Genomic DNA, 19,781 nt, shown 5'->3' on the forward strand with positions numbered 1-19,781 from the left:
TGTTTTAAGTATGCATACAAGTTCGCAGGCTTCTGATAACTTGACAGCCTTCGATTACTTGGAAGGCTGTCTCACCATGTCCACGACCCCGCAGTCCGCCCCGCCCGCAACGAGTCCGCCGCCGACCGGGGCCGTGGCCCGGCCGGCGCTCACCGTGGTGCTCGCCTGTCTCGGGGTCTTCGCCTCGTACGTGCCCATCGGCGGGGTCGCGGTGTCCCTGCCGACCATCCAGCGCGGGCTCGGCGCGTCCACGAGCGATCTCCAGTGGATCAGCGACTTCTTCATCCTGCCGATGGCGGCGCTGATCCTGACCTTCGGCCTGATCGGCGACCTGTACGGGCGCAAGAAGGCGTTCCTGGCCGGGCTCGGCCTGCTCGCCGTCGGCGCGGCCGTCAACCTGACCGCGCACAGCGTGGCCCAGGTCTGGGTGGGCCAGGCCCTCTCCGGCGCGGGCGGCGCGGCGCTGCTCACCTCCAGCCTGGCGCTGATCAGCCACGCCTACCCCGACTTCCGGGCCCGGGCCAAGGCGATATCCGCGTGGGCCGCGTCCCTGGGCCTGGGCATGTCCCTGGGCCCGCTGTTGAGCGGGACGATCCTGGAACACGCCTCCTGGCGCTGGATCTTCGCGCCGACCGTGCTGGTCTGCCTGATCGGCGCGGTGATCGCGGCGGTGCTCCTGGAGGACTCGCGCTCGGCGCACGGCCGCGCGATCGACGTCCCCGGTCAGCTCACCGCGATCGTGGCGATCTCCGGCCTGATCTACGGCGTGATCGAGGGCGGCACCAGCGGCTGGACGCACGGTCCGGTCCTGGCCGCGTTCGCGCTCGCGGTGCTGGGCCTGGTGGCGTTCGTGTGGGTCGAGCGCCGTTCGGCGACGCCGATGTTGTCGCTGGACCTGTTCTCCTCGCGGGCCTTCAGCGGCGCCGGCGTGGTGACCATGCTGACCATGTTCGGCTTGGTCGGGATCGTCTTCTCGCTCAGCCTGTTCTTCGGCAACGTCCAGCACCTGAGCGCCCTCGAGATCGCCTACCGCTTCCTGCTCGTCAACGGTCTCGGCGTGGTGTTCGGCCCGGTGGTCGGCCGGCTGGTCGGGCGGATCGCCCCGGGCCTGCTGCTGACCGGCGGCCTGGTGCTCACCGGGATCGGCATGCTGGCTCTGAACACGCTGGACAAGGACACCGGATTCACCACGCTGATCGCCCCGTTGATGGTGATCGGTATCGGCTTCGCCTTCGTCATGACGCCGATCACCTCGATCGCGGTGAGCAGCGTCCCGCACCACCTGGCCGGCATGGCGAGCGCGGGCAACAACACGCTGCGCCAGCTCGGCGGTGCGCTCGGCCCGGCGGTCCTGGGCGCGGTCCTGACCAGCCGGATCAGCGCGGGCCTGCCGGGCCACCTGGCCGACTCCGGGCTGGCCGACGCCGACCGCGAACACGTGCGCGCGGCCGTGTCGGACGAGGGGTTGTCGGCGGCCGGCCACCTGGGTCTGGCTCCCGAGCCCACGGGCAGGGCGCTCGGCGCGATCGGCGACAGCTTCGTGGACGCGATGCACGTCTGCATGACGATCGCGGGGGTGGGCATGTTCGCGGCCGCCGTGATCACGGTGCTGACGATCGGCGTGCGGCGGGCGAAGCCGCACGGGAGTACGGCCGTTCTGGCGTCGGGTCCGGGAACGTCGGGTGGGGTGCCGGCGCAGGGCTCCGCCGCGACGGTGGCGGCCGGTACCGGTTCGGGGGCGGGCTCGAGCGGGGCCTGAGTCCCGATGCGACGACGAAGCCGCTCGCCCGTCGGCGAGCGGCTTCGTCGGCTGTGGGGCGACTCGGCTAGGCCGCCGCCCGGCGCCCGCGCAGGCCGAACGCGGTCACCGCCGCGCCCAGCGCCACCCCGACCAGCGGCACGATCAGCGCCGTGCGGAAGCCGTTCAACTCGGAGCCGCCCACACCGGCCAGGACCGCGGTGACCGTCGACAGGCCCAGCGCCGCGCCGAACTGGAAGGCGGTGTACAGGAGTCCGCCGGCCAGGCCCTGTTCGTCCTCGTCGATGCCGTCGGTCGCGGCGATGGTGAGCGGGCCGTACGCCAGCGCGAAGGCCAGACCGAGCAGCAGCATCGTCGGGAACATCGCCATGTAGGAGGTGTCGCCGTCGATCGACAGGAACAGCGCGTACGCCGCGGCGGCCGCCACCATCCCGCCGAGGATCACCCGCAGGTTCCCGAAGCGCTCCACCAGTCGCGGTGTCAGCGTCGGCGCGAGTACCGCGTCGGCCCCGACCGCGAGCAGCGCGAAACTGGTCTCCAGGGTCGACCAGCCGCGGATCTCCTGGAGGTAGAAGACCGCGATGAACTGGAACCCGAAGAACGAGCCGGCGAACAACATCGCGCCCAGGTTCGCCCGGACCAGCGCGCCCGAGCGCAGGATGCCGAGGCGTACCAGCGGATTCGCCGCGCGTCGTTCGATGGCCACGAAGGCGAGCAGGAGGGCGACCCCGCCCGCGAAGACCACGATCGTCCGGCCCGGGCCGTCGGCGGGGTGTTCGAGCCGGACCACGCCGTAGACCAGCAGCAACATCGAGCCGGTCACGCTGATCGCGCCGACGAGGTCGAAGCCCCCGCCGGCCTCGGGCCGCTCGTCCCGGGGGATCAGCGCCGACGCCGCCGCCAGGATCACCGCGGCGAGCGCGACCGGTACGAAGAACACCAACCGCCAATCGATCGCGGTCAGCAGTCCGCCGATCACCAGGCCGAGCGAGAAGCCGCCCGCGGCGGTGCCCGCGTAGAAGAGCAGTGCCCGGTTGCGCTGCGGCCCCTCCGGGAAGCCGGTGGTGATGATGGACAGCCCGGCGGGGGTCATGAAGGCGGCCGAGGCGCCGGTCACGAAGCGGGCCACGATCAGCATCCAGCCCTCGGTGGCGAATCCGCCCAGGCCGGAGAAGACCAGGAAGACGGTCAGCCACAGGAGGAACATCCGCCGCCGGCCGAGCAGATCGGCGGTGCGGCCGCCGAGGAGCATGAAGCCGGCGTAGGCGAGCACGTACGCGCTCATCACCCAGCTCACGCCACCAGTGGACATGCCCAGGTCCTCGCGGATGGTGGGCAGCGCGACGTTGAGCATCGCGATGTCGATGCCCTCGAGGAAGATCGCGCCGCAGAGGACGAGCAGCATGCCCCAGGCGCGGGGGCTCATTCGGCCGGCGGGGGCGTCGCCGGGGGTGGATTCGGGGGCGGATTCGGCGGCGCTGCCGGGTGCGGACGTGGATGTGGACATGCGACAGCCCCTCGGGACGCGGGTGGGTGGGATCGCGGTGGGATCGGGGTGCCGGGGGTCGGTTCTTCGGACGAACCCGGTTCCCTCTTGTAACCGACCCCATCCTTCGGCAGCATCGACTTCCATGGAAGAAGGCACTTCGAAGGAACCGACCCCCTGCCCGAGTAACCAGGAGGACTACGACGCCCTCCAGTGGGACGTGCGCGAGGGGTGCGAGGTCCGGCAGATCCTCGACCGGGTCGCGGACAAGTGGTCGCTTCTGGTGATCGCGATCCTGGAGAGCCGTACGTTGCGCTTCACCGAGTTGCGGCGGGAGATCGACGGGATCAGCCAGCGCATGCTCACCGTGACGCTGCGCCAGCTCGAACGCGACGGCCTGGTGCGCCGCACGGTGTATCCGGTCGTGCCGCCTCGGGTGGACTACGCGCTCACCCCGATGGGGACCACGCTGCACACGACGATCCGTTCGCTGGTCACCTGGACCGAGGAACATCAGGAACGCATCGCCGAGGCGCGGGCGGAGTACGACGCGCGTGCGGGAGCGGAAGGCGACCTGGCGGTGGCGGCGGGGCGGTCGGTGTCGGGGTAGGCCGGGGTAGGCCGGGGTAGTGGGCGCGGCGCCGGCCCGGGGGCGATTTTCGAATCCGGGTTCGGGGTCTGCCCACACCTGTTCGGTGTCGCTCGATGTCGCGTATTCGCCTCGGCTCGGCCGGACCGGTGAATGTCCGGTTCGAAAAGGACGGGCAAGCCGGGCGAAACAGCGGAGCCTCGGAGGTGGTATCCCCGCGGTCGGCCCATTTCGCGGATGCGACGACGTTTGTGGAGGTCGGACGGCGGATCCTTGCCGCCAATCGTTGCCAAATCAGCCCAAGATCGACTTTCGGGATTCCGAGTGCTTTTCCTGTGATACGACGACCGGTGAAACGGAACTCTTGGCAAAGATTTGGTAATGTAGAGACTCGGAGTGAGGGTCGTGACACGCCTGTGACTATCGTTCTGCGATAGGCGAGCGGCTCCACGTCGGCCACCCGGTCGACACGTTCGCCTCCGCCGAATTCGGTGACGGGTTTCGGTGACGGTGGGCAACCACGGTCGCCGCGACATGAAGCCGGAACCGGGGACCCTCGCAGTCCCTGGGGTGAATCGGTGCTTCGGCACCGTAGGGCGCCTTCTTCCGCCCGAACCCGTCAGCTAACCCGGTAGGCGGCCGAGGAAGGAGACCGCCGCCAGTGGCGTCCCAGCGTCGATCCGGGCAGCACCGCAAGCCCAAGCCCCGCACCGCCATGCGTACCGCCGCGACCGTGGTCACGGCCGCCGCGACGATGACCGGTGTGATGACCTTCGCCGGCACCGCGAGCGCGGACCCCGCGCAGTCGTTCCAGCAGACCAAGGACCGCGTCAACCAGCTGCACAGCGAGGCGATCAAGGCCACCGAAGCCGCCAACGGCGTCGACGAGCAGATCACCAAGCAGCAGGGCACCGCGAACCAGACCCAGGCCCGGATCACCGAGGAACAGGCCGCGCTCAACACGCTGCGCGACCAGATCGGTGTCCTGGCGGCCAACCAGTACCGCAGCGGCGGCCTCCCGCCGTCCCTCTCGCTCGCGCTCAGCGGCGACCCCGAGGGTTACCTGCAGAAGTCGCAGATGTTGTCCCAGCTCGACGGCCAGCAGGCCGCGAAGCTGAAGCAGATCGCGGCGCAGGCCCGAGTTCTCCAGCAGGACCGCACCGAGGCCTCCTCGCAGCTCGCGGAACTGGAGAAGCTGCGCACCGAGCTGAACCGGCACAAGGGCGAGATCCAGAACAAGCTCACCGAGGCGCAGCGCCTGCTGAACACGCTCACCGCGCAGCAGCAGAAGGAAGTCCTCGACTCGAACGAGCACAAGAACGACGCCGGTTCGCGCACCGAGACCGACCGCAGCTCGCGCGACAAGACGGACCCGCCGCCGACGACGGGCAAGGACGTCCCCGTGTCCGGCCGGGCGGCGGCCGCGATCGCGTTCGCGCGCGCCCAGATCGGCAAGCCGTACGCGCCGCGAGGCGTGGGCCCCGACTCGTACGACTGCTCGGGCCTGACCCAGGCCTCGTGGCGAGCGGCCAACGTCTCGCTCAGCCGCACCACGTGGACCCAGGTCAACGACGGCCCGCGGATCTCCAAGGACGCGCTCAAGCCGGGCGACCTGGTGTTCTACTTCTCGGACAACTCGCACGTGGGCATGTACATCGGCAACGGCAAGATCATCCACGCCCCCCGCCCCGGCAAGAACGTAACCGAGGCCCCTCTGGACTCCATGCCGTTCTACGCGGCCGTCCGCCCGGGCTAGACCGAACGACCGCGCGCGAGCACGCGCGCGTTCACGGCGATCGGTCCAGGGAAGCGCGGCACCCAACTCCCGGACCGATCGCCGTCGTCGTTGCCGCCGGTGCTTCGGGGCACGCGGGATCTCGGGTTGCCCTGCCCTGCCCTGCCCTGCCCTGCCTTGCCTTGCCTTGGCGAAGGTTCCGGGAACCGGGGTAGGCGTGTGGACCATGGGTCGTATATCGGTGGGCACTTGTTCGTGGACCGACTCCGCCTTGGTCTCCAGTGGTTGGTATCCGGCCGAATGCCGGGACGCGGAACACCGACTTCGGTACTACGCACGGCAGTTCCCGGTGGTCGAGGTGGACGCGACCTACTACGCGTTGCCCAGCACCCGCAACAGTCTGCTGTGGGTGGACCGTACGCCTGACGGATTCACCTTCGACGTCAAGGCGTTCTCGCTGCTCACCGGGCATCCCACCAGGCCGGGTTCGCTGCCGGCGGAGCTGCGGTCCCTGCTGCCGCCACGGGTGCGCCCGGGTGCTGTCGACGATCGTTTGTCGGACGAGGTCTGGCAACGGTTCAGCGGGGCGCTGCTGCCGTTGCGCGAGGCAGGACGTCTCGGCACGTTGCTCTTTCAGTTCCCGCCGTCCTTGGCGCCTGGTGTGGCCGCCACACGCTTCCTTCGCGACTGCGTCGAGCGGGCCCAAGGGTGGCCGCTCGCCGTCGAGTTCCGGCATCCGCTCTGGTGGCAGGACGAACATCGCGCCGCGACGACGGCTCTCCTCGAACGCCTCGGTGTCGCCGCGGTGGCGGTCGACACGGCGCAGTCGCTGCCCACGTCCATCCCCCCGGTTGCCGTGGCCACCACGTCCGAACTGGCGGTGGTTCGTTTCCACGGCCGCAACCGGGCCTGGGGAAGCGGCTCGAAGGAAGAACGGTTCCGCCACACCTATACGAGCGCGGAACTGGCCGAGTGGGTGCCCCGAGTGCGCATGCTGGCCGAAACCGTCGACCGGATACACGTGTTGTTCAACAATTGTTGTGCCGACGCAGCCGCCCGGGCAGCCGAAACAATGCGCGGCCTGCTCGACGGGTAGGGACCCGGACCGTGTCGTCGAACGGCGACGAGTCCGGCCGGCCCGGCCGATCGACCGGCCGACCACGGACGGTAACGATATGGTAATCACCGAGGCCCGACGAGAGGGTGGCCGGCAGCCATGTGCGTCCATTTTGCACACTCCGACCGTTTCGCGGCGCCCCACGCTCCCGCCCGTACGAGCCCACATCCCCGCAGGTCACGGCGTGTCCGGGGATACTCGCAGCATGTTCGATCCGATACCGGTACTCTGCCGGTGGGCAAAACGCGGATCACCGCCGGACGCCCGACGGGGCCGTTAGCTCAATTGGCAGAGCAGCGGACTTTTAATCCGCGGGTTCAGGGTTCGATCCCCTGACGGCCCACCCCGCTGAGCCCTTCCCGGCTGCTCAGGACGGTCGATGGCTCCGCTCTGCGGAGTACCATCAGGCCGCGAGCACATCCCGAGTGCACCGCCGGCCATCCTGCGACCCGTCGCCACGGCCTCGTGCCGGGGCTACAAAGGACGTGGCTCCGCTTGCTCCGGAAGACCAACTCGTCGCGAACTCCGCGACTCCCGCGTCCGGTGCGAGTCGACGGGCCGAGGACCTCGGTTGGAAGCGGCGCGCGAGCAGGGCTCGGGCTCGGGTGTTGCCGGTGTGGGGTGCGAGTCGGGGTGCGCAGGGTGGCGTGGTGTGCGTCCAGGCGTGGCCGGTGTGGAAGGCGAGCGCGGCGTGGTGGTAGGACCCGAAGACTTCCGGGCCGCCGGTCGCCTGGTCGAGCGCGCGCTCCGCTTGGCCGAGGTGGTTGAACGCCGCCCGGCGCGGTCCTTGCATCCACCGCATCCCGAGGTGCGGGCACACCCCGGCGAGCTCCATGCGGATCTCCTCTGTCGCTGTTCACGGGGGCTGGTGATGGCACCTCGTTTGGGGAGGCGCATACGCCTTCCCCAACGATGGCCTGGGCCCCATGGCACGGCACATGGCGAGTGAGTTCGCCCGTGATCGGCCGTGACGGCGGCGGCGGGTACGGTGGGTGGCATGCACCTCTTTCAGATGTACGGCTGACACGGGCGGGGCTTCGCCCCTGATTCGCCCGCAGCGGGCGTGCGTGCGCGGTTGGTTTGCGCCGCCGTTCGGGCTGTTGGGCTGCCGTGTTGTTTCGCCGTGCAATCGAAGAGAGAGTGCTCATGCCTCGTCGTTTTGGTCATGCCGTGCACACCGCTCATATTGCGATGATTGGCATACCTGCTGTCAGTCACGTGTTGCCGAGCCTTGAGGTTTTGCGGGAGTTGGTGGACCGGGGGCATCGGGTGACCTATGCCAACGATCCGGTCGTTGCCGATCTGATTGCGCCGACCGGGGTCGAGTTCGTGGCTTATCGGTCTACTTTGCCGGTTGCGGACAATGGGTGGCCCGATGATGCGATCGGGGCCATGGGGGTTTTCCTGGACGATGCGATCCAGGCGTTGCCGCAGTTGCGCGCGGCGTACGACGGTGACCCCGCCGACCTGTACCTGTACGACATCGGCGCCTATGCGGCGCGGGCGCTTGCCGAGGTTCAGGGGCGGCCGATCGTGCAGTTGTCGCCGACGTATGTGGCCTGGAAGGGCTACGAGGACGAGGTGTTGCCCGGGATGAAGGCGTTGCCGGGGGCGGATGCCTACTGGGCCCGATTCGCCGACTGGCTCGCCGGCTGCGGGGCGACCACCACCGATGTGGACCACTTCGGCGGCCGGCCGCGACGGGTCGTGGCCACCGTGTCGCGGGCCATGCAACCGTTCGCCGACCGCGTTGACACCGACGTGGTCGACTTCGTCGGGCCGTGCCTGGGTCGCCGTGCGGATCAGGGGGATTGGACTCGCCCCGCCGACGCGGAGCGGGTGTTGCTGATTTCGCTGGGTTCGGCCTTCACCCGGCAGCCGGAGTTCTATCGGAGCTGCCTTGCCGCGTTCGGCGATCTGCCGGGGTGGCACGTGGTGTTGCAGATCGGTCGGTACGTCGATCCGGCCGATCTAGGCGAGTTGCCGGGCAACGTCGAACTGCACTCGTGGGTACCGCAGTTGGCCATCCTCGAACAGGCCGACGCATTCGTCACCCACGCCGGGATGGGCGGGTGCGGCGAGGGGCTGATGACCGGGGTGCCGATGATCGCCGTGCCGCAGGCCGCCGATCAGTTCGCGAACGCGGATCGCCTCGTCGAACTCGGCGTGGCCCGTCGACTGGACACCGCGGACGCCACACCCGAGGCCCTGCGCGGCGCCCTCCTCGCGCTGACCACCGCCCCGGCCGTGGCCGCCCGCTCGGCCGAACTGCGGGAGCGGGCCCGGGCCGAGGGCGGCACCGGGCGCGCCGCCGACCTGATCGAGGCCGAGCTGGGCTGATCCGGTACACCGGCCGCACGACGAGGCGCCCCGAACCCGGCTCGAAGCCGGGCCCGAGGCGCCTCTTCGTGTGGAAAGGGCCCGAACGGGTCGCCGCTCAGCCCTTCAGCGCGGCCGCGACCGTGTCCGCGAGCGGGGTGGTCGGGCGGCCGAGGAGGCCGGACAGGTCGCCGGTGATGCCCGCGAGCGCGCCCTCGGAGACCCGCAGGTCGGCGTCGACAAGCAGTTCGACCAGGAACGCCGGGAGGCCGACACCGGTGAGGATCTCGCTGTACTTCTCGGCCGGCAGGTTCGCGTACGCGACCTCCTTGCCGCTCTGCCGCGCCGCCTCGGCGGCCAGCTCGGCCAGGCTCCAGTTGGTGTCGCCGGTCAGCTCGTACACCTTCCCGGCCTGGTCGTCGGCGAGCAGCACGATCGCGGCGGCCTCGGCGAAGTCGACGCGCGCGGCGGAGGCTATCCGACCCTCGCCGGCCGAGCCCGCGACCGCGCCGCGCTCGACGGCGCCGGCGAGCGAGCCGGTGTAGTTCTCGGTGTACCAGCCGTTGCGCAGCAGCACGCTGGGCAGGCCGGAGGCGGCGATGCGCGCCTCGGTGTCGCGGTGTACCCGGGACAGGCCGAGGGGGCTGTCGCTCGCGGAGTAGACCGACGTGTAGAGCAGCTGGCCGACCCGGGCCTCGGTGGCGGCGGCGACCACGGCGGCGTGCTGCGCGATCCGGTCCGACTCGGGGCCGGTGGAGGACACGAACAGCAGCTTGTCCGCGCCGGTGAAGGCCGGTACCAGCGTCTCGGGCTTGGTGTAGTCGGCCTCGCGCACCTCGACCCCTCGGGCGGCGATGTCGGCGGCCTTGGCCGGCGTGCGCACCGCCGCGACGATCTCCGAGGCGGGCGTGCCCCGGTCGAGCAGGGCGTCGATGACGAGGCGGCCGAACTGCCCGGTGGCTGCGGTGACGACGATCATGAGGCGTTCCTCTCTCCCGCGTACCGAACCCGTCGCCCGGCCGCTATCCAAACGATGGCACTAACTTTTAGAAAGCGCAACCTATGAGAAGGCGCAGCTTTCTGGTGAGTGCCTGCATGCGGAGAGTGCATCACTTTTGAAAGCACTGGTTCGGAGGTAGCCTCGACAGGTGCAGTCGCAGCCGCAGTCGACGAAGGGGGTAGCGATGGAAGCCGAGACCGAGACCAGGACCGGTCCGGACCCGACCCCGGAGTTCGAGTTCGACGTCTTCGCGAAGGAATGCGGCTCGCGCACGGCCATGGAGCACATCACCGGCCGCTGGGGCGTGCTGGTCCTGGGCGGGCTGTACGACGGCCCGATGCGCTTCAACGCGCTGCGTCGCCGGGTGGACGGGGTCAGCGAGAAGATGCTCGCGCAGACGTTGCAGGCGCTGGAGCGGGACGGTTTTGTGCTCCGCGAGGTGCACAGCACGATCCCGCCCCGGGTCGAGTACACGCTGACCGACATGGGCAGTGCGACGGCGGCCAAGCTGCTCGACCTGATCGAGCACCTGGAGGGTCACATGTCCCGGGTGCTGCTCGCCCGCGAGGAGTACGACCGGGCCCACGGCTGAGCCGTCCGGTCCGCGCCGGGCGGGCACCGGCGTCCACTGCGATTGCCGGCGTCGACTACGACCGAGGGGTCGGGACCACAGGAGTGAATCCCGTGGTCCCGACCCCTCGGTCGGTCCGGCCCGGCCGGCTCAGATGCTCCAGACGCCCGCGCCGAGCATCGACTTGATCTCGCCCGCCAGGCCCCCTTCGGGGTTGACCCGGAAGTCCAGGTTGTAGCGGGTGCGCATGCGCGCGCTCTCCAGGATCAGGTGCACCGGGTTGTCGCCGGGATGCGAGGACAACACCCGCTTGATGTCCTTCACCAGCTTCTCGTTGACCTTGGTGGTGGGCAGCCGCAGGCACACCGGCGCCTTGCCGCCGTGTTCGGCCGAACCGATGTCGAGCGGGACCAACTCCGAGCCGAACACGCTGAGCGCGCCGTCGCGTTCGTTGAGCCGGCCCTTGATGCTGACCGCGACGTCCTCCTCCAAGGCGTGTGCGACGAGGGTGTACGACTGCGGGAAAAACAGCACCTCGATCTCGCCGTCGTGGTCGGCGAGGTTGATCATCGCCCAGGGCGAGCCGCTCTTGTTCACCTTGCGCTGGATGCCGGTGATCAGCCCGGCGAGTTGCACGTTGCCCTCGGTCCGGCCGGAGTTCTTCAGCTCGGCGATCGAGGTGTCGCGGTGTCGGGACAGGATGTGCTCGGCGCCGTCGAGCGGGTGGGCGGAGACGTACAGCCCGAGCATCTCGCGCTCGGTGGCCAACTTGAGCTTGCGCGGCCACTCCTGGTCGGTGAGCGTGAAGTCGAGCCCGACGGCCGGTTCGTCGGCCGCCTCGTCGCCGCCGCCGAACAGGTCGTACTGGCCTGCGGCCTCCTGCTTCTTCAGCCCGACCACCGCGTCGAGCGCCTGCTCGTGCACGTCGACCAGGGCCCGGCGGGTGTGCCCGAGCGCGTCGAACGCCCCGGCCTTGACCAGGGATTCGACCGCGCGCTTGTTGCAGGCGGGCAGGCCGATCTTGGTCAGGAAGTCGGCGAAGGAGTTGAACTTGCCCTTGCTCGTGCGGGCTTCGACGATGTCGTTGATGACGTTGTCGCCCACGTTGCGAATCGCCCGCAGGCCGAACCGTACGTCGGACCCGACGGCGGTGAAGTCGGCCACCGACTCGTTGACGTCGGGGGAGAGCACCCGGATGCCGGCCGAGCGGGCGTCGGCCAGGTACATCCCCATCTTGTCCTTGTCGTCGCCCACCGAGGTGAGCAGCGCGGCCATGAACTCGGCGGGGAAGTTCGCCTTGAGGTAGGCCGTTTGGTAGGACACCAGGCCGTAGGCGGCGGAGTGCGATTTGTTGAACGCGTAGCCGGCGAACGGGACCAACACGTCCCATACGGCCTGGATCGCCTCGTCGCCGTAACCACGTTCGCGGCAACCCGCCTGGAAGGGAATGAACTCCTTCTCCAGGACTTCCTTCTTCTTCTTGCCCATCGCGCGGCGGAGCAGGTCTGCTTGGCCGAGGCTGTAACCGGCCAGCACCTGCGCGGCGCGCTGTACCTGCTCCTGATACACGATCAGACCGTAGGTGGGGCCCAGGACTTCCTGGAGCGGCTCCTTCAACTCCGGGTGGATCGGCGTGATTTCCTGCTGGCCGTTCTTGCGGAGCGCGTAGTTGATGTGCGAGTTCATGCCCATCGGGCCGGGGCGGTACAGCGCGGAGACCGCGGAGATGTCCTCGAACTCGGTCGGCTTCATCAGCTTGAGCAGCGCCCGCATGGGACCGCCATCGAGCTGGAACACGCCCAGCGTGTCGCCGCGGGAGAGCAGTTCGAAGGTGACCGGGTCGTCGAGCGGGATCTTCTCGATGTCGACGTCGATGCCCCGGTTGGCCTTGATGATCTTGATGGCGTGGTCGATGATGCCCAGGTTCCGCAGACCCAGGAAGTCCATCTTGACCAGGCCCATGGCCTCGCACGACGGGTAGTCGAAGCCGGTGATGATCACGCCGTCCTTGTCCCGCCGGTGCAGCGGGATCAGGTCGATCAACGGCGTGGAGGAGAGGATGACGGCCGCGGCGTGCACACCGGTGCCCCGGGTCAGGCCCTCGATACCGCGCGCGGTGTCGATCACCATCTTCACTTCGGGGTCGGACTCGTAGAGCGCGCGGATCTCGCCGGCCTCGGTGTACCGCGGGTGGTCCTTGTCGAACATGCCGGCCAGGGGCATCGACTTGCCCATGATGTCCGGCGGGTAGGCCTTGGTGATGCGGTCGCCGGTGGCGAACGGGAAGCCGAGGATCCGGCTGGAGTCCTTGATCGCGGCCTTGGCCTTGATCGTGCCGAAGGTGTTGACCTGCGCGGTGTACGCGGACCCGTACTTCTCGGTGACGTAGCGCACCATCTGGTCGCGCTGGCGGTCGTCGAAGTCGATGTCGACGTCCGGCGGGTTGATCCGCTCGGGGTTGAGGAAGCGCTCGAACAGCAGGTCGTAGTCGAGCGGGTTCAGGCCGGTGATGCCGGTCAGGTAGGCCACCATCGAACCGGCCGCGGAGCCTCGGCCGGGGCCGACCGGGATGCCGTTGTCCCGGGCGTACTGGCAGATGTCGGCGACCACGAGGAAGTAGGAGTCGAAGCCCATGGGCGTGATCACGCCCATCTCCAACTCGATCCGGTCCAGCACCTCCTGGCTCGGGTTGTCGCCGAACCGGTGCTTCAGGCCCGTGGCGATCTTCTTGCGCAGGTAGCTCGCCTGGGTCTCGCCCTCCGGGACGTCGAACTGCGGCATCCGGTTGACCTCGGCGAAGACCTCGTCGTAGGGCTGGATGCGCTCGGCGATCGCTAGGGTGTTGTCGCACGACTCGGGCATCTCGGCGAACAGCCGGCGCATCTCGTCGGAGGTCTTGATGTAGTAGCCGGTGCCGGCGAACTTGAACCGGTTGGGGTCGGCCTTGTTCTTGCCCACGCCCACGCACAGGAGCGAGTCGTGCGCGTCGGCCTGGTCCTCGGTGACGTAGTGCGAGTCGTTGGTGGCCAGGAGCGGGATGTTCAGCTCCTTGGCGATCCGCAGCAGGTCCTGACGGACGGTGCGCTCGATGTCGAGGCCGTGGTCCATCAGTTCGAGGAAGTAGTTCTCCTTGCCGAAGATGTCCTGGTAGGTCGAGGCCGCCTTGATCGCCTCGTCGTACTGACCCAGGCGCAGACGGGTCTGCACCTCGCCGGACGGGCAGCCGGTGGTGGCGATGATGCCCTCGTGGTGCTGGGCGATCAGCTCGCGGTCCATTCGGGGCTTCATGTAGTAGCCCTCGATGGACGCCAGGCTGGAGAGCCGGAACAGGTTGCGCAGGCCCTGGGGGTTCTCCGCCCACATCGTCATGTGGGTATAGCGGCCGCCGCCGGAGACGTCCTTGCCGCCCTCGCCGTCCTCGCTCGGTGCGCGTTTGCCGCCGGGGGCCCAGAACTCGGGGCGGCGGGCGTGGCGGGTGCTGGGGGCGACGTACGCCTCGATGCCGATGATCGGTTTGACGCCGTGTTTTTTGGACGTGCCTTGGAACTCGTAGGCGCCGAACATGTTGCCGTGGTCGCTCATGGCCACCGCCGGCATGCCCTGGCGGGCCACCTCGGCGAACAGCTTGTCGTTCTTCGCCGCTCCGTCCAGCATCGAGTATTCGGTGTGGACATGCAGGTGAACGAACGAGTCAGACACGGTGTGTGAGGCTCCTCGGAGGGGCGGCGGGGACCATCCACCATAACGCGGCCGGGGGCGGCAAACGGGTGTCCGAGGCCGATGTCCGCGGTGCCTCGGCGAAGGCTTTTCCGAGTCGTTTCCTGGCCGTATCCGGGTGGGCCCGGAGTGGGCTGCGGCGGGGTTTGTGGGGCGGTTGGGGTGGGTTTGGTGTGGGGTTTGGGGTGAGTTAGGCCGTTTTGGTGGGGGCGTGATCGTGGGGGTGGTCGTGGGTGTGATCGTGGTCGTGGGCGGGCGTCCGGGTGGTGGCTTCGGTGGCTTGGGCAGCGGCTGCGCGGCGGCGGAGTGGGGGCAGGGTTGGCGGGGGTTGGCGGCGTTCGGGGAGTTCGGCGAGTAGGGCCTTGGTGGCTTCGGTGATGGTGGCGACGGCGCGCTCCACGGCCTCCTCTGTGCGGGGTGACGTGGTCTGGACGCCGCTCACTTTGCGGACGTATTGACGGGCGGCGGCTTCGATCTCGACGTCGGTGGCGGCGGGGTCGAGTCCGCGGAGCGTCGTGATGTTTCTGCACATGCCTTTCAGGCTAGGCGGGGTGGCCGACATGTGGCCTGGGCGGCGGTGGGGGCGGGCGGGTGTCGTCCCTGGCCTACCTGCTTGTCCTCAAGCGCCGGACGGGCTGGGTTGGTCGGGTCGACGGCGTCGGCTGTGGGCGCCTGGTGCGCCCCGTGCCGGCCTGCGGCCCGCCTTGTCCTCAAGCGCCGGACGGGCTGGGTTGGTCGGGTCGACGGTGTCCGCTCTGGGCGCCCGATGCTCCCGTGCCGGCCTGCGGCCTGCCTGTCCTCAAGCGCCGGACGGGCTGAATGGGCCTGCTCGGGCCGATGGTGTCGCTTTGTGGGCGCCTGATGCTTCCGCGCCGGCCTGCGGCCCGCCTTGTCCTCAAACGCCGGACGGGCTGAATTGGGCTTGCTCAGGCCGTGACTTGGGCTGTCAGGTGTCGTTCCCCCGCGACCCCGCGACCCCGCGACCCCGCGACCCCGCGACCCCGCGACCCCGCGACCCCGCGACCCCGCGACCCCGCGACCCCGCGACCCCGCGACCCCGCGACCCCGCGACCCCGCGACCCCGCGACCCCGCGACCCCGCGACCCCGCGACCCCGCGACCCCGCGACCCCGCGACCCCGCGACCCCGCGACCCCGCGACCCCGCGACCCCGCGACCCCGCGACCCCGCGACCCCGCGACCCCGCGACCCCGCGACCCCGCGACCCCGCGACCCCGCGACCCCGCGACCCCGCGACCCCGCGACCCCGCGACCCCGCGACCCCGCGACCCCGCGACCCCGCGACCCCGCGATGGCGTAATGGGCGTTGCCTTCGGGCTGTTGGGGCGTTGGGGTTTGTGGTGGTGTGGGCTGGGAGGAGTGGTCGTGGTCGGCGGTGCTTCGGGGGCCGGGCGGTTGGTGGTTTCGTCGGGGACGCGGGATCACCGGTACGACCCCGCGACCGCCTGGCGGGTTTATCAGCAGGAGGACGGCAGCCTCACCGTCAGTACGGACGCCTGGCAGGAGGAGGCGCATACGCTCATGGCGATCCGCACCGACTGGTACGCGGATGCCGCCGCCGCGTCGGCCGCCGGTGGGATGCCGCCGGACGTGGCGGGCCGGCTCAGCCGCGCGCTCGGCGCCGAGCCGGTCGCGCCGCCGCCGTACCGCGACTTCGCCGAGGCGTTTCGCGCGGGGGTGTCGCCGTCCCATCCGGAACCGGTCGGCGGCCTGGACCTGGCCGTGCGGCATCGGCCCGCGCAGGACGAGTTCGGCGTGGGCGGCGACTGGTACGACGTGTTCACCCTCGACGACGGCCAGGTCGCGCTCGTGGTCGGCGACGTCCAGGGCCACGGCGCGGGCACGGCGCCGATCATGGCCAGGATCCGGACCCTGCTGCACGCCTACGCGGTGGTCACCCCCGACCCCGGCCGGGCCCTCGCCCTGGTGAACGACTTCCTGGACCGTTTCCCCGGCCCGGCCCACGCCACCTGCACGCTGGCCTACCTGGACCCGGCGACCGGCCGGCTCCGGGTCGCCCGCGCCGCGCACCCGCCGCTGCTGCTCGCCGACCCGGCCGGGACGCCGCGGATCGAGGACGTCGAGGGCGGTCTGCCCCTGGGTATGCTCGCGGACCAGGCGTATCCGTGTACGACCCTGACCGTGTCCCCCGGCGCGACGCTGGTCCTGGTCACCGACGGCCTGGTCGAGGGCCCGCAGCTGTCCCTGGACCGCGGCATGGAACGCCTGGCGCACCGCTTCGAGCGCAGCCGCGGCCTGGACCTGGAGGCGACGGCGGAGCGCCTGTTCGGACTCGCCGATCTGACCGGTCACCGGGACGACGTGACGCTGCTGCTGGCCCGTACGACCGTGCGCTGAACTCCCCGCGCCCGGGGGTGTCGAGGGCCACAAAGCCCGCGTTTGCTGGAACTTCGGCCTTTGTCGCGAGAGGATCTGACTATGCGTCAGCTCGATGTCCCGGGCGGCGCCTGGCATCTGACGTGACGTTAGCCACGTGTAAACAAAGTTCGGGCCGACGCTCGCATACTGTCCCGTACGCAGACCTCATACAGGCGTACGCAGCGCCGGTTGAACCAGGCGATTTGGGAGGCTCCACGTGGAGTTCGGCATCTTCCTGAACGGGTACACCCCCGGTCCGGCCGCTCACGATCGCGCGAGCGAGCACCTGGTGCTCATGCGCGAGATGGAATTGGCCATCAAGGCCGACAAGCACAACTGGAAGTACGCCTGGTTCGGCGAGCACCACGGTCTGGTCGAGTACAGCCACATGTCGGCCCCCGAGGTCGTCATCGGCTACGTCGCCGCGAAGACCGAGCGGATCCACCTGGCGACCGGCATCAACAGCCTGTCGCCGCGCAAGGAGCACCCGGTCCGCTACGCCGAGCGCGCCGCGATGATGGACCACATCACCGAGGGCCGCTTCGAGTGGGGTACCGGCCGCGGCGCGGGCAGCCACGAGATGGCCTCGTTCAACATCATGGACAAGAACTCGACGAAGACCGAGTGGGACGAGGTCGTTCGCGAGATCCCGCGGATGTGGGCGCAGACCGACTACACGTTCGAGGGCGACCACTTCACCGTGCCGACCCCGCACGACATCCACCCGAAGCCGTACGGCGAGTCGCACCCGCCGATCTGGGTGGCCTGCGGCAACCCGGCCACCTTCGGCAAGGCCGGCTCGATGGGCATCGGCGCGATCGCGTTCAACTTCGAACCGGTCTACAACCTCAAGGGCCGGATCGAGGCATACAAGGAAGCCGCCGAGAACCCGGTCGAGATCGTCGGCGACTACCAGAACAACAACGTGATGATGACGAACGCCGTCATCTGTCTGTCCGACCGCAAGCGCGCCCGCGAGATCGCGCTCAGCAAGGGCCGCGGCTACCTGGTCACCCTGGTGAACCTGTACCACGACACCATGCCGAAGTCGGCGGACGCGATCACCTGGCCGTCGCCCACCTTCGACCTCTCGATGGGCGGCGACGAACTGCTCGACCAGCTGATCGAGGGCGGCTACATGCTGGTCGGCACCCCGGACGAGGTGTGCGAGCAGGTCAAGGCGTACCAGGAGGTGGGCTGCGACCAGCTCGTCTTCGGTATCAACGACGGCATGACGCACGAGGAGAACCTCGAGATGATCGAGCTCTTCGGCAACCAGGTCATCCCGGAGTTCGACAAGGACCCGGAGCACTCGACCACCAAGTACCGCCGCAACGCGGTGCCGAAGTTCGGCCGTTTCCAGGGCGCGGGCCCGGACCCCGACCTCAAGGTCGAGGTGCTGCCGACGAGCGCGGTGCTGCCGCTCCCGTACCCCACGGCGTAGCCGAGGGCGATCGGTCGCACGAGTACGAGTACGACTCACGCATACGAGCACGAGCACGAGGCCATCGGGGCGTCCCGGTGGCCTCGTGCGTTTCGGCCGCCGGTCTCGCCCGCGAGGTGCGGGCGGGTTCCGGGGCGCCTACGACACCGAGGACTCGGCGCCCTCGCGCGTGTCGCCGCCGCCCGGCCGCGTGCCGGCGGCCTTGCGGCGGCGCCGGTTGCGGGCGGTGACGATGCGCCGGACGACCTCGATCAGGACGGTGATCCCCGCCGCGGTGGCCAGCCCCGCCGCGATGCCCATCAGCGGGTTGTCCTTGAACGCGCTCCCGCCCCAGAAGCCGAGCAGTACGCCGTACGTCGCCCAGGCCAGCGCCGCGATCGCGGTGAACGCCCGGAACCGCGCGACCGGGTACTCCACCATCCCGGCGACCAGCGCGACCGCCGTGCGCCCGCCGGGGATGTAGCGGCCGACCACGATCATCACGCCGCCGCGTTCGGCCAGCCACCGTTCCGCCCGCTTTCGGGCCCGTTGTCCGCGCTCGCCGTTGAGCATGTGTTTGTTCGCGAACGGCTCGGCCCAGCGGCCGATCGCGTAGGTGATGTTGTCGCCGAGGAAGGCGCCCAGCGCGCCGGCCGCGATGAGCAGGAAGAGGTTGGGCGAGAACCCCCCGGCGGTGGCGAACACGCCGCACGCGATCAGCGCGCTCTCGCTCGGCAGGATCGGCAACATCGCGTCCAGGAGCGCGGCGAGGAAGACGATCAGGTAGGCCCAGGGAGAGCCCGCGAAGTCCATGATCGGGTCGAACCACGCGTCCACGCTCGCTCCCTCGCCGGTGTGTTCGGTGCCGTTTCCCGACCCGCTCGGATGTCTGTTCGGTGGGCCGCTCTCTTCGGCGGCTACCCCGCGCGTGCGGAATCAAGGCATGGTGCGCCGATCGCTCGAACGTCTGTCACCCTTGATCCCCTCGGTTCGGCCCGGCCCGGCCCGACATCGACGCGGCCGAACGATCCGGCAGCGGAATAACACACAGCCGAACAAAACAAGGGACGTGGCATGGACGCCGTTCACGAAGGTCTGGACGCCGTGCGGGCGGAGCTGGTCGGTCTCGGTCGCCCCGTGGTGGCCCTCCTGGAGCCCGGTCTGCCGGCCGAGGCGGTGCACACCCGGATGGGCGCCGGGGTGCCCGCCGAACTGGTCTCCTGGTTCGGCTGGGCCGACGGTACCCGTGAGGAGCCGGACCAGTTGGTGGACGAGGCGTCGTTCATACCGGGCTACGTCCTGGTCAGCCTGGCCGAAGCGCTGGAGTTCCGCGAGGAGGTCGAGATGGACCAGCCGGAGGGTGTGCGGTGGTTGCCGCTGCTTGTGTCGCCGGCCGCCGACTTCTACGCGGCGATCTGGGACGGGACGGACGTGCAGGTGGCCAGTTTCGTCCAGGGCGCGGACGAGCCGATGGTGTACGCGTCCATCCCGTTGATGCTTCGCACGGTCACCGAGAGCTTCCGGACCGGGGCGTTCGAGGTGGACGAGGAGGGCTACTTCGACATGCACCCGGAGCTGTGCGACCGAGTCTACGAGGCGCTGAACGGCTGATGCGTCACACGCGGAGGGGGTAATTCTCGTCACGCTCCGGCGCGCGTACGGGCGCG

14 protein-coding genes, 1 tRNA gene and 1 riboswitch are annotated in these 19,781 nt (G+C 69.7%); of the genes, 10 read left to right on the forward strand and 5 right to left on the reverse strand.

All coding sequences use genetic code 11. The annotated features are described in order from the left end of the window. Positions 1-76: 76 nt before the first annotated feature. The gene (locus ACMXN5_RS17595) at positions 77-1,759 is read left to right on the forward strand and encodes an MFS transporter (RefSeq protein ID WP_439676069.1); all 1,683 of its coding nucleotides are present in this window, start codon (positions 77-79) and stop codon (positions 1,757-1,759) included. A 67-nt stretch (positions 1,760-1,826) separates the two neighbouring features. On the opposite strand, the gene ACMXN5_RS17600 is transcribed toward ACMXN5_RS17595, so the two are convergent. Then, positions 1,827-3,185 carry an MFS transporter gene (locus ACMXN5_RS17600; protein ID WP_439678030.1) on the reverse strand — a complete coding sequence of 453 codons (1,359 nt, stop codon included), beginning with the start codon at positions 3,183-3,185 and terminating at the stop codon, positions 1,827-1,829. A 205-nt stretch (positions 3,186-3,390) separates the two neighbouring features. Here ACMXN5_RS17600 and ACMXN5_RS17605 point away from each other — a divergent pair, with 205 nt between their 5' ends. The 5 genes from ACMXN5_RS17605 (at position 3,391) to ACMXN5_RS17625 (ending at position 9,026) form a co-directional block, all read left to right on the forward strand. Beyond that, positions 3,391-3,855: a winged helix-turn-helix transcriptional regulator gene (locus ACMXN5_RS17605; RefSeq protein ID WP_439676070.1), complete on the forward strand. Its 465-nt coding sequence runs from the start codon at positions 3,391-3,393 to the stop codon at positions 3,853-3,855. Positions 3,856-4,349: 494 nt separating this feature from the next. After that, positions 4,350-4,487, forward strand: a riboswitch (cyclic di-AMP (ydaO/yuaA leader). A gap of 8 nt (positions 4,488-4,495) precedes the next feature. Beyond that, a complete protein-coding gene (locus ACMXN5_RS17610) occupies positions 4,496-5,590 on the forward strand; it encodes a C40 family peptidase (RefSeq protein ID WP_439676071.1) in 1,095 nt (364 codons plus the stop codon). Between the two features lie 205 nt (positions 5,591-5,795). After that, entirely contained in the window at positions 5,796-6,665 is an 870-nt protein-coding gene (locus ACMXN5_RS17615; RefSeq protein WP_439676072.1) for a DUF72 domain-containing protein, read from the forward strand. Positions 6,666-6,956: 291 nt separating this feature from the next. Further along, positions 6,957-7,029: transfer RNA gene (locus ACMXN5_RS17620), tRNA-Lys, on the forward strand. Between the two features lie 770 nt (positions 7,030-7,799). Continuing rightward, positions 7,800-9,026, forward strand: coding sequence for a macrolide family glycosyltransferase (locus ACMXN5_RS17625; RefSeq protein WP_439676073.1), 1,227 nt, complete (start codon positions 7,800-7,802; stop codon positions 9,024-9,026). Between the two features lie 97 nt (positions 9,027-9,123). Here ACMXN5_RS17625 and ACMXN5_RS17630 read toward each other — a convergent pair whose 3' ends face one another. Next, on the reverse strand, positions 9,124-9,984 hold the full coding sequence (locus ACMXN5_RS17630) for an NAD(P)H-binding protein (RefSeq protein ID WP_439676074.1): 861 nt from the start codon (positions 9,982-9,984) through the stop codon (positions 9,124-9,126). Positions 9,985-10,189: 205 nt separating this feature from the next. On the opposite strand from ACMXN5_RS17630, the gene ACMXN5_RS17635 reads away from it, so the two are divergent. Further along, complete coding sequence (locus ACMXN5_RS17635; protein WP_439676075.1) at positions 10,190-10,597, forward strand: winged helix-turn-helix transcriptional regulator; 408 nt, start codon at positions 10,190-10,192, stop codon at positions 10,595-10,597. Between the two features lie 129 nt (positions 10,598-10,726). Here the strand turns inward: ACMXN5_RS17635 and dnaE are convergent, their stop codons facing one another. Both dnaE and ACMXN5_RS17645 read right to left on the reverse strand, forming a co-directional pair. Further along, entirely contained in the window at positions 10,727-14,275 is a 3,549-nt protein-coding gene (gene dnaE, locus ACMXN5_RS17640) for a DNA polymerase III subunit alpha (protein ID WP_439676076.1), read from the reverse strand. 208 nt (positions 14,276-14,483) lie between these two features. Then, entirely contained in the window at positions 14,484-14,825 is a 342-nt protein-coding gene (locus ACMXN5_RS17645; protein ID WP_439676077.1) for a DUF2277 domain-containing protein, read from the reverse strand. Positions 14,826-15,677: 852 nt separating this feature from the next. On the opposite strand from ACMXN5_RS17645, the gene ACMXN5_RS17650 reads away from it, so the two are divergent. Beyond that, on the forward strand, positions 15,678-16,670 hold the full coding sequence (locus tag ACMXN5_RS17650; RefSeq protein WP_395796823.1) for a PP2C family protein-serine/threonine phosphatase: 993 nt from the start codon (positions 15,678-15,680) through the stop codon (positions 16,668-16,670). 238 nt (positions 16,671-16,908) lie between these two features. After that, entirely contained in the window at positions 16,909-18,135 is a 1,227-nt protein-coding gene (locus ACMXN5_RS17655) for an LLM class flavin-dependent oxidoreductase (protein ID WP_078976065.1), read from the forward strand. A gap of 138 nt (positions 18,136-18,273) precedes the next feature. Here the strand turns inward: ACMXN5_RS17655 and ACMXN5_RS17660 are convergent, their stop codons facing one another. Then, on the reverse strand, positions 18,274-18,951 hold the full coding sequence (locus ACMXN5_RS17660; RefSeq protein ID WP_439676078.1) for a DedA family protein: 678 nt from the start codon (positions 18,949-18,951) through the stop codon (positions 18,274-18,276). Between the two features lie 237 nt (positions 18,952-19,188). Between ACMXN5_RS17660 and ACMXN5_RS17665 the strand changes: the two genes are divergently transcribed. Further along, positions 19,189-19,725 (forward strand): hypothetical protein, encoded by a 537-nt coding sequence (locus ACMXN5_RS17665; RefSeq protein WP_126636536.1) that lies wholly within the window; start codon positions 19,189-19,191, stop codon positions 19,723-19,725. The last annotated feature ends 56 nt before the right edge of the window (positions 19,726-19,781 follow it).

The sequence above is a fragment of the Embleya australiensis genome (genome assembly GCF_051903075.1).
GTDB lineage: Bacteria > Actinomycetota > Actinomycetes > Streptomycetales > Streptomycetaceae > Embleya.